8 protein-coding genes are annotated in these 15,032 nt (G+C 41.1%); all 8 read right to left on the reverse strand.

The window, feature by feature from the left end; translation table 11 throughout:
* Nucleotides 1–81: 81 nt before the first annotated feature.
* Nucleotides 82–1,224, reverse strand: a complete 1,143-nt coding sequence (locus BACINT_RS04215) for a family 43 glycosylhydrolase (protein WP_007660842.1) — start codon at nucleotides 1,222–1,224, stop codon at nucleotides 82–84.
* A 26-nt stretch (nucleotides 1,225–1,250) separates the two neighbouring features.
* A complete protein-coding gene (locus BACINT_RS04220) occupies nucleotides 1,251–2,378 on the reverse strand; it encodes a glycoside hydrolase family 43 protein (protein WP_007660843.1) in 1,128 nt (375 codons plus the stop codon).
* A 33-nt stretch (nucleotides 2,379–2,411) separates the two neighbouring features.
* On the reverse strand, nucleotides 2,412–3,440 hold the full coding sequence (locus BACINT_RS04225; protein ID WP_007660844.1) for a hypothetical protein: 1,029 nt from the start codon (nucleotides 3,438–3,440) through the stop codon (nucleotides 2,412–2,414).
* A 14-nt stretch (nucleotides 3,441–3,454) separates the two neighbouring features.
* Nucleotides 3,455–5,668: a glycoside hydrolase family 76 protein gene (locus BACINT_RS04230; protein ID WP_007660845.1), complete on the reverse strand. Its 2,214-nt coding sequence runs from the start codon at nucleotides 5,666–5,668 to the stop codon at nucleotides 3,455–3,457.
* A gap of 90 nt (nucleotides 5,669–5,758) precedes the next feature.
* Nucleotides 5,759–6,514, reverse strand: a complete 756-nt coding sequence (locus tag BACINT_RS04235) for a DUF3823 domain-containing protein (protein ID WP_007660846.1) — start codon at nucleotides 6,512–6,514, stop codon at nucleotides 5,759–5,761.
* A gap of 24 nt (nucleotides 6,515–6,538) precedes the next feature.
* Nucleotides 6,539–8,479 (reverse strand): RagB/SusD family nutrient uptake outer membrane protein, encoded by a 1,941-nt coding sequence (locus BACINT_RS04240; RefSeq protein WP_007660847.1) that lies wholly within the window; start codon nucleotides 8,477–8,479, stop codon nucleotides 6,539–6,541.
* An 11-nt stretch (nucleotides 8,480–8,490) separates the two neighbouring features.
* Nucleotides 8,491–11,745 (reverse strand): SusC/RagA family TonB-linked outer membrane protein, encoded by a 3,255-nt coding sequence (locus BACINT_RS04245; protein WP_007660848.1) that lies wholly within the window; start codon nucleotides 11,743–11,745, stop codon nucleotides 8,491–8,493.
* Nucleotides 11,746–11,918: 173 nt separating this feature from the next.
* Nucleotides 11,919–14,453 (reverse strand): glycoside hydrolase family protein, encoded by a 2,535-nt coding sequence (locus BACINT_RS04250; RefSeq protein WP_007660849.1) that lies wholly within the window; start codon nucleotides 14,451–14,453, stop codon nucleotides 11,919–11,921.
* Nucleotides 14,454–15,032: the final 579 nt, after the last annotated feature.

Genomic DNA, 15,032 nt, shown 5'->3' on the forward strand with positions numbered 1-15,032 from the left:
ACTTCATGCAAAAGATGGCATCTTTTACAACAAAACATACCATCTTTTGCATCAGCGGAATAAGGCATAAGAACCAAAGGGTTACGGCTGAAACCTCTGTGCTTCATCCGGTCCGGGCACAGCATATGCAGGGTCAATAGCGCGGATATAAACATCCCCGTCTTTCCCTGTCTTTACTTCCAGAGGAACAATCGTGGTTCCCTGCTCATTAATGGTCTGAGCAGTCTCACTTAAATCGCGATTCTGAATGCCCAATTTGGATACAGGTGCGATATTCCCGTTAAAGAATGCCGTGCACCACCATTGGCCCTTCTTATCCTGGAACGGAGTTCCATGTCCCAGGAAACGGCCGGCAAAACGACGTTCACTGTAAGGACCGGTTATCCGGTCGGCTGTGCAATAATACAGATTATAAGACCCCTTACGGGAATCATCCGTAGACCATGCCGTACCGAAAAGTACATACTTTTTTCCTATCTTCCGTATAGTTGCACCTTCGTGCCCGATGCTGCGGTCGGAAGGATCAATATGTACAGGTTTTGCTGCCAATCCCTGAAAATCAGGTTTCAGAGGGGCAATCTCGGTATTGCTCCACGTCAGATACCAAGTGCCATCATCATCACGAAAAAGAGAAGGATCGTGCTTGTCTCTCATATCATCTCCCATAGGGAAAGCGAAAGAATCATTCTTATCCGCATGATCGGCAATAATAAGATTGGCACCATTGCCTACAGGTTCGGGTGAGGTATGTACAAATACCCATTTGCCATCTACCCGGTACATTTCGGGGGCCCAAAGCAACCAGTTTTTCTTAGATTTATTCTGGAAAGCATCCGGGAATTGCCGGGCCCAGTATCCCTTTTCCAACGAAAAGGGTTCGCCCAGATATTCCCATTCAGCAAGATCCGGGCTACGCCATACGCGAATTTGATAACCGACTATACTTGGTTTCAAACCCATCTTCCGAGAAACATGGTCCAGTCCCAGATTATAGGGATCTCCGGCTTCACAGGTATCTCCATACGTAGGTGTGGTACCAGTCAGATAATAGAAACCATCCTCACACAAGTAAATATACGGATCTCGTATCCACCCTTCTTTCAGATAGACTGCCTGGTTATGCTGCTTCACAGCTTTCCGGATTTCTTTCTTATCCTGGGCTTTCGCAAGAAACGATACACCTATCAAAAGTATGAAGCAAAAGAATAATCGGTTTCTCATCATCAGGGTTTCTTTTTATTGAATGGATGTTACTTTGCAGAAGTTGCTACTGTTCCCGACGGTTTGTTCAGACGAGTCGTTGTAGGAAGCGGAGTTCCGAAATCGGGATAGTCGTTCTCGAGCCATACAAACTTCTGGGCACGTGGTGAACGGGTATCTCCAGCACCTTCAGGATCTACCTGTGTGTCGCGAGCATGATACAGGATATACCATTCCGTACCATCAGGAGAGGGGAAGAAGCTATTGTGTCCTGTACCGTATACACCGTTCTCTGGTGACTGTTTGAATACAGGTTGCTGGGATTTGGACCATGACTTCGGGTCCAACATATCACTGTCAGTGCTCGCCGTCAGCATACCCAGAGCATAATACGGAGTCCATACCCCACTGGCGGAATAAGCTATATGAACATACTTACCTTTAGGACTCAGCAGGGGTTGAGGACCTTCATTTACAAAAATATCGTAAGAAGGATTCCAGCCGTTCTCGTTCTTATGATGTCTTTCCCACTCCAATTCCGGTTTGGAAATCAGAACTCTCTCGGAACCCAGTGTCCAGGGGTTCTCCATACGGGCAATGTAGATACACTGAGTTTCGGTATCCACACGACGGGTTTGCCAACCAGACCATACCATATACAATTCACCTTTATTCTGGAATACAGAACCGTCGATAGCCCAGTTGTTATCCTTGTCCGTACTGATACGGCCTTTCATTACAAACTCTCCATCAAAAGGATCTTTGTTTACATTCTCCAATACATACATCTGGTGATTGTCCGTATTGCCATCATCGGCGGCATAATAGATATACCATTTGCCATCGATATTATGGATTTCAGGTGCCCAAAGATGGCATTTATTAGAAGATTCGGTAGGAATCCAGACAGTCTTCCGGGGAGCATTCTTTACATCGGTAACGTCTGTAGTCTTCCAGAGTACCAGACTATCTTGCACGGTATGCATATAGTAGTAAATACCTTCATGGAACAGAGCCCAGGGATCAGGACCTTTCTGGAACAAAGGGTTCACATACGTAGTTGCCAGAGAATCAACCTCTGCCAATCCGTCTTTCTTCACTTTAGTATTTCCACATGAGGTTACAGAAAGTAATGCTGCGACTCCCAGCATCACAACAAAGCAATTCTTAAATTTCATATTTTATCATATTAGAGTTGTTGACTATTAGTTTTACCAGGCTCTGTATTTAGCCATCGGATTGGTCACATTCCAACGGAAATATTCGTATGCAGTATGAACGGATGCACGCTGAAAAGCAGGCATCTCATAAAGCAACCGTCCACCTTCACCTACCAATTCCACTTTAACCGTCTTCGAACGGTCTATCGCTTTCAGTACTTCAGGAAACACGAAAGTGCGCGTATCACGCTCTTCCACTGCTTTACCACCATCTGCTACGTCGGAATATTCTATCTCCAAAGGAAGTTCATACGTAATGTCGTCCAGAATAAACCGGATAAGATTCATCTTGAAAGGCTTTCCAGCAGGATATTTATAGCTGACTTTAAAGGCCGACTGGATATTATTCTCTTTACTTTCCTGATTATAGAAGGCGAGCATCACCGATGCACCATTCGCCTCATAGTTATAAGGTCCATACCACACTTTGTGTGATACTCCCGGATAGAAAGTTTCAACTACCGGAAAATGGAATAAAGAATAGAACTCCACTTTGCCGGGTAGTAGTCTTACAGCATAATCCGGATCGGAATAAACCACAGCACCTCCCTGTTTATAATCTGCTTTCTTAAAATGTCTGTCCAGGTTCTTTTCTATTGCTGCACGCTTAGCATTATCCTGGGTATCGTAAAACAGGATAATGCCATAAATCACGCTGTCGCAGAATTGATAGGAAACTCCTGAAAAGATGCTTTTACTATAAAAAGGTCGTACAGTACTTTCTGCCATATTCTCATTTTGACCTGCCAATTCTATCTCCGAAGCAGTACTTAGTCGAAAGCCGAAAGGGATGACCTCACGTGCACCGTAATCTTCCAGATCGGGCAAGTTTAGCATCAAATTCTTCTGGTTATTGTAGAGGGTACTCAATAACCCGTACCGCCTCTCGGGAGCACCTTTCAGTTCAACGGTTTGCCCGGTAGCAGCCAAATATTCATCTACTTGTTTCAGACGGGGTTGTTGTGAAAAAGCCTGAATGGCACCAACCCACAATAGCATTGTTACGATATAATATTTCATAGCTTGTTCCTTTTTTATTCTTTTTCCAAACCTTGTGTACGCGCATAACGCTCTATCATCTCTTGCCGTTTTTCCATCGGCCACTGTTCTATGACATCAATATCCCACTCGCCGAAAGCATCCATAAAGCGGTGCATAGGTTCGAGTATGGAAGCCTGATTCCACGGAAGCTGCTGGCGTACACTATGTCCACGATTGGATTGCGGGTTGAAGCATTCCGTAAGCAAACCTCTGTAACGGTATCTCATGTCTCCATTCAGATCCATAATGGAAAGAGTATTGTTTTGAATCAGCTTTGCCATTTCCAGGAAATGCGTATCTCTCGTCATGAGGTATAAGCGATAGTACTGAAAGGAAGAGAAAGCCAGTCCGTTGTCTATTGCAGAGTGTCCGGTAGCAATCAGGGTTTGCCCTACAATACTTACATCCTTTGGGAAATCAGTCAATGTATCGTTAATGGCCATCGGTACGTGATAAGCAAACATAAAGGTTTCCGTATAGCGGGCAGCCTGTATGGCGGCTTCCTTCCACTTGGCATCACTTGTAACGTCATAAAGTGCCAGGAAAGCATAAATAGCCATTTGTCCGGACTCACGGTCTTTTACATTGGGATTGTCAATAACTCCACCTACATAAAGGTAATCATGGTGGATAAAGTCATAACTAAATTCACCTGCTTTCAAGGCTGTATCCAAATAGCGTTTGTCCTGGGTAACCGAGTAGAGTTCAATCAGGAAGCGGATGGTATTAGTAGTTGTATATTTACTGTCATGAGTCGGCTTTCCGGTTCTCCAGTCATAACGGAGATAAAAGCTACCGTCCTTTTCCTGATTCCGTACCAGCCAATCAGCGTACTTTTTGCAATAGGAGAGCCATTCGGGTTTATTAATTCCATGCTTTTTCATTATATTCCATGCACCCATCATGCCTTCCATACCACCGGCAGCAACACGCATATAAGCTTCATAATCACGCCAGGTTGCTTTCCGATCTACATAGGCATCTGCCCAAGGACTTACAAGGCCACTTTCCTGTTGTGAGTTATTCACCCAGAAGTCAACAACTTCCGATGCTTTGCGTACATATTCCTGATTGTCAATTTCCAATCCTTTCCGCAAAAGGAAATAGGCATTTGAAATCTGGAAACCGATAAAGCCCATCTGATAGTTATAAGCACGGGCTATTCCATTAGGCAGATAGATCGAGAAAGGCCAGCCCGGTGCACCATTCAGATTCAACAGGTAAGCATCTAGCACCTCAATACTAGCTTCATAAGCATCTTTCACATCTATTTTATGTACGACAGGGGTATATTTATTCCACGCCTGTTTCCATACTGTTTCCACCAGTTCGGGGAAATCTTTTGTCTGGTTGAAACCGAAAGTCAGGCTATATGTATGTTTCACTCCGGCTTTCACAGGATGACTGCGATAGGCAAAGCCTTTTCTTTTCTGTTCGGGGAGGCGACCTACATAGGTGGTTTCGCCCTCAATTCCCGGGAAGACAAAAAGAATAGAGTGTGAATCGGTTTCTGTGAAACCCAGGCTACCGAATTGCATACGTTCATCCACTATACGGTTTACTCCATTTTCACCATAGAAAGTTTCAGGATCAGCATTCAAGTGCACCATGTCAATAGCTAATCCGGAAGCCTTCTCACGGGCAGATACCAATGGCAAGGGTAAACGGTCTTCGCGGAAATAAAAGTAATTATCGGTGTAGTCACTGGCAAGAGAACCACGTCTAAGGCTCAGGTTGTTCCTGTACCAGATACCCGGAACAAAGAATTCAAAATCTTCAATCTGTGTTTTACGTTGCAGAGTCAATCCGAAATAAGAGTTGAAGTAGTCATCTCCTTTTCCAATCTTTTCAATCGTTACCTCCCTATCCATACGGAAATGATTCTCTGTATCGGGGGCAAACACATCTTTTACATGAAATACGGTTCCATGAGATGACTTTAACTTTGCGATGCAAACCAACGACCCTTTTTCTTCCTTTACAGAAGAATAGTAACCGTTCAGCGTTTCTGCATTCACTTCCAATGTAACTACATAAGGAGCATTTAAACTCAAATAATGGGCGTTACCAGTTTGCAGGATCAGGCGTTTTCCATCTTTGACTACAGACAGGCTGGCATCACCACTTTGCAATGTATATGTTTTTTCTGCTGCCAGGGAAAACTGGATGAACGAGAGGAAACTGATGAGTATAAATAGATATTTCATGTTTCAGATATTATCAGGAATACAATAAATTTAATTTGAAAAGACTCTGCCGGTTTATGCCGGCAGAGCCTTTATATCAAAACATAGTGTTTACTCTACCGGCAGGTTTTCGATCTTCTTAATTGTTGAGAAGAGGAAATATTCGTTCATTCCCTCTAACTCAATAGCTACACGATAGAAAGCATAAGTACGATAGTTGTCGATGAAATTTTCCTTCTTACGATACTCAGACAACGGGATATACACCTGCAATGTCGTATCATCGATGTATTCTACATCACTGCTACGTGTACACTTAATACCACTGTTAACCAAAGAACTTGTGCTTAACCAGATACGAGTTTTTACAATCTTCGGAGCAGCTTTCACCGTGTTGGTCATCTTTTCAATATTGAAAGTAGCAACGATATTACCGTTTTTCAGTTCAGCATTCAAGTTCTTCAACTTGTAGTACGGACGCACTTCAAAGTCTTGTGTAACGTTCGAGTTAAAATGATAGGTAATAGAGTCATAGCCCTTACCTGCACCTAATGATTCAAAATCAGGGAGTTCAAAAGGTAGAGCCTTGTTTACTAATGTCATTTTATACTCTGCATCAAAGAAGAGTTGTTGGTAATGTCCTTCATCGTTGGTACGTATACCCGTACCACCACCGTCGACTTTACCATAGCCTTTTTGAAAAACTCTTAACAGTCCTCTATTTGAGTCAAAAGGAAAATTTTCTCCGTCACATTTCAACTGACCGCTGAAAACATAAGACGGGGCATCGTAATTATCATATTCGCAGGATGTCATAGTAAATCCCAATATGACAAATGTTGCTGCAATTATAGATTTTATTTTCATTGTTTTTAAGCTTTAGTTGATAAATTAATGATTAGGATTCTTTTCAATGTTCGGGTTACCTTCATTCATCGGATATGCATTGTAGTACATTGTGTTATTGAAACTCAAAATAGCATTACTGGCTCTATTCTGAGCTTTCATCTTCCGATAAATCCACTTACCATTTTCGGGTGTACCCGGAGCATAAATCTTATACGGCCACAATACATAGATAGTAGCAGTCTGATTAGCTTGGTCATTGAACCACCACTCATCAGCAACTCTCCAACGCTTCAAGTCTTCATAACGATGATCTTCGAATGCCAACTCTACACGTCTTTCGTTTACAATGCGATTAAATGTCAGTTCATTCTCAGTCAACTTGAACACCTCACCACCTGCACGCTGACGTACGCGGTTGATATAGTCTAATGCTACAGTCTTAGTAGGACGGCCATTGTAGCTGGCTACTCCTAGTTCATTCAAATAGAAAGCAGCTTCAGCAGCATTCAACAAAGCCTCACCAAAACGGAATACTACATAAGGAACAGAACTTGCACCATTTATCTCACTTCCAGCGGCAGTATCAACAAACTTCCTCAATAAGAAACCGGAATGAGAAATATACCAGTTACTACTACCATCATCGCCACGAAGAGGTCCATCTTCTCCAGTCACTTTCTGACCTTCATATGTAAAATCATCAACTTGTCCAATGGTCTGTGCTGCTTTAAATTCATAGCCATCAGCAGTAGGAAGAGCCAGACCTGCCTGAAGATCAACAGAAGTACCTCTGAATGAACTTCCCGGATACAGTACCGTACCAGCCAAACGAGGATCACGTCCTGCAAAAATATCTTCCGGTTTATCGTACAGATTATATTTGCAAGTAGATGTATACACATTCATATCTTCGATCACTTCATCACCTACATAAGCGTCCATCTCTTTCACTTCATGTGTGTTTAGCATTTCATAATCATTCACAAGATTCAAGACAGGATTAACCTGACAACCTGCTTTATTATTCGAAGCACGTACCAATTTGCGCGTAAGGGCACGGGTAGTAAAGTTATTCTTCACATTCACTCCATCATAAGCCTTACAGAAAATCAATTCTGGATTATCTTCCGGTTTAGCAATAAATGCTTCTGCATAGTTAGTTGCTAAATCAGCTTGTTTTTGATAAAGTTGATAACCCATAGCTTCCAGTTCGGCACAAGCATCCAGGCAAGCTTTCAAATAACCTTCTGCCTTACTTCTTTCAATACCCGTAGCACCACTTGACAAATTCAAAGTTTTGGTAGCACTTTTATCATAGTTGTATGCTAAAGTTCCGGCATACAGAGCTGCACGGCACTTCAGGGCCATAGCTGCACCTTTGGTAGCACGAGTCTTAACACGGGCAGTTCCAAAATCTTCTTTTATGGCATCCATTTCACTGATAATAAAGTCATAAATTTCAGATTCCTTATTTCTGGGCACAGCCAATGGCGTCGGATCCTCCATATATTCTGTTACTTCAGTAACCAAAGGCACGCCACCGTATTGAACAACCATCTTAAAATAAGTATAGGCTCTAAAATAACGCGCTTCTGCTTGAAAATACTTCAACTTATCAACGGCAATTGAACCGGCAGATACCGTATTCAAATTACGGATATGAAGATTTAATTCACGGATAAAGGCATAATCATAAAAGTTTCTGTAATCAGTTCCTACATTTCCTGCAAAGTTCCAGTACTGACTATTATTGGACGCTTCATCCCAACGAGTAAGATCATAAGAATCTCCATCGGTACCAAAATCTTGCCAGTACTTCATACGACCATAAAAATTGGCCGCAATACTGTTAAGGCCAGTTTCTGATGTATAGGCCTGATTTTCCGTAAAAGCCATCTTGTCCTCTTGTTCCAACCAACTATCACAAGAAGAGAAAAGCAATAAGCCTAATAATAACGCTATTGATAATCTATTTTTTTTCATGTTACATTCAATTAAAAGGTTACGTTTACTCCAACTGTGTACACTTTGTGTTGCGGATAGTCGAATCCGGTAACAGAAGAGATTTCAGGGTCGAAACCAAAGTCATTCAAGCTATCCCAGCAAAGCAGGTTAGAACCTTCAAAGTAAACTCTAAGCTTTTGTATCAAAGCCTTCTTTGTCCACTTAATCGGCAATGTATAACCTACCACTAAGTTACGCAGACGTAAATAGTTGATTTCCTTTGCATAAAAATCATTCCAGTCTCTGATAGAAGGATTGTTACTGCGAACAGCAGGGAACTTACCACGTTTCCAAGGAGATTTTGTATCGAAGATATCTTCGTGTTGCCAAGAATCTATCACATTGTATACATATCCCATCTGGTCAGTGCCAATACCATACTTCACATGCCAGTCGCCAATAAATGTGTTCATGAAACCACCGGCAAAATCGGCTGCAAAGTCAATGCCCTTATATTCGAAGCCCAAGTTAATACCCATTGAAAGTAAGGGGTTCTTGTTAGCATTACCGCTATCCCAATCATAATCAGTAGCTGCATAACCCAAAGGACGCTTATCATAGTCATCAATCAAGCCATCACCATTAACATCCTTGAAAATCAAGTCACCCGGACGTAAGTTCACGTTGTTAGCACCATCAATGTTCACCGGATAGTTATCAATTTCTTCCTGAGTCTGGAACACACCGATAGTTTCCCACATCCATACGGCACCATTTTTCACATTAGACCAACGGTTAGTCTGTGCCCAACGATATTGATCCCATCCGTTCAAGAAAACTTCACCATAGTTATTTATTGTCTTCTGACGAGCTAAAGTCAGATTAACACCTACAAAATAATTGAAGTCATTAACGCGATCATTCCATCTCACCATACCATCAATACCACTAACCTGATCGGAGTTCAAATTCTGTTTTTGTACACTATAACCTGCCTCATAAGGGTAGATAATGTCAGTTGGGGTAGCAGGGATGCCACTTCTTTTTCTCTTAAAAAAGTCCACTTCCAGTTTCAAGCGATCGTTCAGGAAACCCATATCGAAACCGACATTCATCATAGAAATCTTCATCCAAGAAAGTCCAGTTTGAGGAATTCCTTTGTAAGCAGTGCCTGTAGTATAAGCATCTGGAGCATTCCCCAAAGGATTATTGCTTATGATAGCTCCTCCATTGTTAAATGCATAACCAGGCAAGTAAGCAAAGTCCGGATAACTGCTATTAAAGTTTCTAGCCATGTCATCGCCCATTTCACCATAAGAAGCTCTCAACTTAATGCTGGAAATCCAATCAGCCACCTTAGAGTCTTTGTAAAATTCTTCTTCAGACAGACGCCATGCACCGGAAACTGACGGGAAGAAGCCCCATTGATTACCCGGTAAGAAACGCCAGGAAGCATCATAACGACCGGCAAAATCAATGATATACTTTTCTTTATAAGAATAGCCTGCACGGAAAATGAAACTGGCTGTAGTAATGGTACGTACTGAATTACTTACAGTATTATTAGCATTCGTTGTAATATTTTCTACAAACGGATTTTCTACTGGACTCTGAGCCACAGTCAAATATTTCCGGTCTTCTTTAAAGAATTCAAAACCTGCGACGGCTGTCACATGATGATCCTTGGCAAAAATATGATCGTAATTCAAGGTAAACTGCCCCATCATTTCAACTTTATGATTTCTTACATCTCCACGATAAGTATCAGTTTTTGTAGATGCTACTTTGTACTCCTGTGTGGCAGGGTCATACCTATATTCATTCCAACTCTTCTCATTATCTGTCTGATGAAGAGTTTCGTAATAATAAGACAGCAAACCTTTAGCTGTTAATCCTGGAAGCGGTGTCTTATATTCCAAATTTGCACTAAGCTGAATAGTACGGAAGTCTTTCTGGTGCTTACCAGCATTGTCAATAGTATAAGCAGCCATATTACGAGCACCGTCATGAGTCGGGGTAATATAATTCAGATAATCCGGATTATCGTTAGCATACGGGCGCATAGTCGGAATCAAATTAAAGATAGAATTACGCATCTGGAAGTAATCGTCTCCACCAGGAAGTGCTGGATTGACATTTTGCTCTATTTTACCCAATGTCTGAAAACCTACCTTGAATTTATCGGTCAACTGCATATTAAAGTTAGCCTGTAAGTTCGTACGGTTATAGTTGTATTCTTTGAACACGGCATCCTGATCAATATGTCCTACCGAAATGTAATAATCTGTCTTCTCTGTGCCACCGCTGATATTAGCATTTACATAATACTGAGGAGCAGCATTGCTTACAAAATTATCCTTCCAATCATATCCACGATAATCTTCACCTGTAGCCGGATTATAATATCCTGTCCGCCATTTCTCCAAATCAGCCTTAGCATTAGCAATATTATCAGCTCCAGTCAGGTTTCCATCATTGGCTTGCTTCATGTAGTTACCCCATTTCCATTGGTAAGCATTCAGCAGTTCAGGATACTTTGTCCATCCTTGCCATCCCATGTGAGCATTCAGATTTATCTGAGGCTTCTGTCCTTTTTTACCGGTTTTTGTAGTAATCAAAACCACACCGTTGGCAGCCTTCACACCATAAATAGCAGCAGCACCATCCTTCAGAATAGATACATTCTCAATATCGTGAATATCCAAGGCATTGAATGCTGTCTCATCTTTCATGATACCGTCGATAACATAGAGAGGAGTACCCATGTTACGAATCTCAAGGTTAGTCGAAGTTCCCGGTTGACCAGACTTCTGACGTGCCGTAATACCTGATACTTTACCTACCAAAGCATTGGCAGCCGATGTTGATGTAGAACGGGTCAAATCTTTATTGTTCACCGAACTTACCGCTGCAGCCACTGTAGCTTTCTTCTGAGTGGCATATCCCACTACCACAACTTCGTCAAGCAACTCTGTATCTTCCTTCAGTGTAACATCCAGGTTTCGTTTTCCCTTTACGCTGATCTCCTGCGGTGCATAGCCCACAAAAGAAACTGTCAAAACTGCATTAGTTCCCTTAACAGAAAGTGTAAACTTACCATCGACATCAGTAATCGTTCCGTTGGTAGTTCCTTTCTCCATAATGTTTACTCCAGGCAAAGGTTCACCTGTAACATCTTTCACTATACCTGACACAGCTATATTTTGTGCCTGAAGCATTGCGGAAGACACTAAAACAACTAATAATAAGAAGAAATTCTTCCTTCTATTACCAGCCGAGATTAACTCATTTAAAAAGTGCTTCATAAGTTATTATTTAAAATTAAACATAAATTAGTTTATCTGTATATTATTGAAAACTGAAAAATGAAAACTTATCTGAAAACTTATTATTTTACCTTAACTATGAATATCTTATATCATGCTTGTTTCAATGTTTTTTTTAACGCCCTCCTTTCTTGATCCTTAAAAGTGAATACTCATTTATTTTTATAAACTTTAAATGCTTTTTGTTCTCCTGAAACTAAACACACATTCAAAATATAAAACCCTGAAAACGTTCCATGCATCGGGAATGTGTATTCCTCATCTGTTACCTTCATATCTTCGGTCCATAACCGTCTTCCTGCCAAATCTGTAAGCTCTACCTTTGAAATATCTTCTTTACCTTTATTTACCAGAAAAAGCTGATCCCCTGAAATATATGCCGAAAGTGAATTTCCATCAATCGTTTCGATTCCGGTCTCCGGATCCTGCCCATAATCGGAAGACTGATATTTCGAATATCTATTATTCAATTCCTCTACCTTGGATTTCGGCATAGCTTCTACTTCCTCCAGATCATAAGTACCAAAAGCATCCTTAAAACGAATCATCGGATCCAAGTGAGCAGCAAAGTTCCACGTCAATGCTTCCATAATAGAATTCATTCTTCGACCCGCACCATTGCTTACCCTTACTTGGAAAGCTTCTTGCTGCAAGCCTTCAGGTTGTCCGGGATAAAGTTCCTGTCCCAGATTCATAGACTGTTTCGTATTGTGAGCACTGATACGTGCAACGTGGAGATAATGTTCTTTACCCGTCAACAGATACAGGCGATAGTACACAAATGAGGACCATGCAAAACCTAAATCCGTAGCAGAATGGCCAATAGCTATAATATGCTGTCCGACAATACTTCTGTCTTTAGGCCAATCTGTTCTAGCTGTCTGATCCTTTTCTACCGGTACTTCAAACATATAGCTCCAACTTTCGGTGTATGTAGCAGCTTGTTCTGCAGCAGCCAACCATTTCGGATCTTTTGTAAGGTCATAGATAGCAAGAAAACCATTGATAGCTTGCTGACCGGATTCACTGTCGATAGTCTGCGGATTGTCTACCACACAAGCCACATAGAGATATCTTTCATGAATATTAGCATAAGAAAACTCTGCAGCTTTCAAAGCAGCTGTCTTATAACGTTCATCATTGGTGGCGATATAAAGCTCTACCAGATAACGAACAGCGCAAATAGTCAGAAACTTATTCTGATTACCTGCCGGATGTTTACCACCTACAACACTGAAAGGGTCATATTCCAGATAGTAACTACCATCCGCATTCTGATTAGTCACCAGGAATTCACCAAACTTCTTACAGGCATTCAGCCATGAAGGGATATCTATTCCATTACGTTTGGCATAACACCATGCATTCAGCAATCCGGCCATTCCGTTACAAGCTTGGCGCATAGAAGTCTTTGCCCAGTTGTCCCATGTACCCCATAGTGCAGCATAACGTGTCTTGGGAAGTCCTAAATCTGTCAATCCTTGAGAAGCCCATAAATTCAGTACATTGCTTCCTCTTACCTTATATTCCTCATTACCAGTCTCCACACCTGCACGAAACAATGCATAGCCAGCTGTAGGTTGTGAGCCAACAAAACCGATCTCATAAGTATTCTTATTTAAGGAGAAATCTGTCAGTTTCACACTCCATGGGAATCCGGGACCTTTTATATCCTTATCAACCGAACTGTCCAGATAATAATGATTAACAGTTTCAATCAATCCCCGATAAGCAGAATTCAAGTTAACATCATAAATCTTTGGATTATACAGATTGAAAGCCAGTTTCCAAGCTTCATTTACAGCATTAGCATAGTCGGAAGTTTTATCTATTTTGAAATAGACATTATAAGTATGTTTATCAAATCCTTTTGTTATGGGATGCATACGTCTGCCCATTCCTCCGGTACGCAAGTCAGAACCTGGATAAGTAACTACAGCAGCAAAAGAGTCAGACTTCTTCCAGTTGACAACACCCACGCCACCAAACTGATAATTTTCGTCGACTACTACACCACGTGAATCATTCAGTACAGTTTCACATTTTGAATCTTTATGTACTAAAGTGAAAGTCAATCCACTTTCTTTTTGACGCATCATCACCACCGGAAGGGGAATGCGGTCTTCTCTATAAAGAAAACTCAAATCAGTAGCGACCGGAATGCCTGCAGGAATATTTCCATCTTTCTCAAAGTTACCTTTATACCAAACAGCAGGAATAAAGTATTCGCTATTTGCCAATACATCTTCCGGTGCAAACTGTAAGCCGAAAGAAGAAGAGAAGCCTTCATCATAAGGATTATCTCCCAACTCAACAACTTTCACGTTGCGTTTCAGTTCAAACTCACCGTTTCCCTTCGCTGTATATACGTCATTTATTTCAAAGACGGTGGTGCGAGGAGTGGTAGTCAGGCGTGCCATCAACTCTACTTTATCACCATCCTTTGTATAAGATGTATAAGTCGGGTAGAAAGTATTCATCTTGACGTCAATCAGTAAAGCAGGATTATGCTCTGTACCCGCATTAAATTCTTTGCCATAAGCAGAGAATGTAACACCATACGTGTTATCTTTCTGACGGGTAATATTCAGTGTTACTTCACCGGATGACAAAGTTGCTTCTTGTGAAAAAGCAAAAGAGGTATAAAGTAAGCAACTTAACAGGAAAAGAAGTTTTAGCGTTTTCATAATAGTACTTCGATTACAATGTAACATTCGTTTTGATGGTGCAAATCTAACGTGAAATAATATAAGAGGATATCCCTTGCGTACCAAAAAATTGCTCTAATTTGTCTATTTACAAAATTGCCTCAAACGGCCTCCAGAAAGGGGAAAAGAACAAAAATGCTCTATTCTTCCAAAAAAATGCTATTTCTGTTCAAAGAGGAAAAATTAGAGTTCATATCCACGTATTGTACGTATAGAAATAAATCAAAGATTGCTGATGGACATTTGTTAGTTTTCTGATAATCAGCTAATAGTATTTACCAATGGCTTACTGCAAAATGTAAACGCATTTACTGCCGTATGTAACGGCCTTTACTCCTTATTGTAACACCATTTACCTCGGCATGTAACGAGCTTTACCTCGGTGTGTAAATGGAGTTACCGTGTGGGGTTAACAAAGTTATCATTTGGGATAAATAGAATCTCCATGAAATGAAACAACGATATACTTATCGTTCACCTCACATAAGTAAAAATCGGCTTGCTCTTACAGATTGGTCAAATGCTGTTGTTTTCTGAAAAATTAGCATCATTCCAAAA

Source organism: Bacteroides intestinalis DSM 17393, from assembly GCF_000172175.1.
Classification (GTDB): Bacteria; Bacteroidota; Bacteroidia; order Bacteroidales; family Bacteroidaceae; genus Bacteroides; species Bacteroides intestinalis.

Bases quoted from the DNA above. Each gene is read 5' to 3' on its own strand.
- BACINT_RS04245 (WP_007660848.1), bottom strand. From the start codon at position 11,745: ATGAAGCACTTTTTAAATGAGTTAATCTCGGCTGGTAATAGAAGGAAG.
- BACINT_RS04250 (WP_007660849.1), bottom strand. From the start codon at position 14,453: ATGAAAACGCTAAAACTTCTTTTCCTGTTAAGTTGCTTACTTTATACC.
- BACINT_RS04235 (WP_007660846.1), bottom strand. From the start codon at position 6,514: ATGAAAATAAAATCTATAATTGCAGCAACATTTGTCATATTGGGATTT.
- BACINT_RS04220 (WP_007660843.1), bottom strand. From the start codon at position 2,378: ATGAAATTTAAGAATTGCTTTGTTGTGATGCTGGGAGTCGCAGCATTA.
- BACINT_RS04240 (WP_007660847.1), bottom strand. From the start codon at position 8,479: ATGAAAAAAAATAGATTATCAATAGCGTTATTATTAGGCTTATTGCTT.
- BACINT_RS04225 (WP_007660844.1), bottom strand. From the start codon at position 3,440: ATGAAATATTATATCGTAACAATGCTATTGTGGGTTGGTGCCATTCAG.
- BACINT_RS04230 (WP_007660845.1), bottom strand. From the start codon at position 5,668: ATGAAATATCTATTTATACTCATCAGTTTCCTCTCGTTCATCCAGTTT.
- BACINT_RS04215 (WP_007660842.1), bottom strand. From the start codon at position 1,224: ATGATGAGAAACCGATTATTCTTTTGCTTCATACTTTTGATAGGTGTA.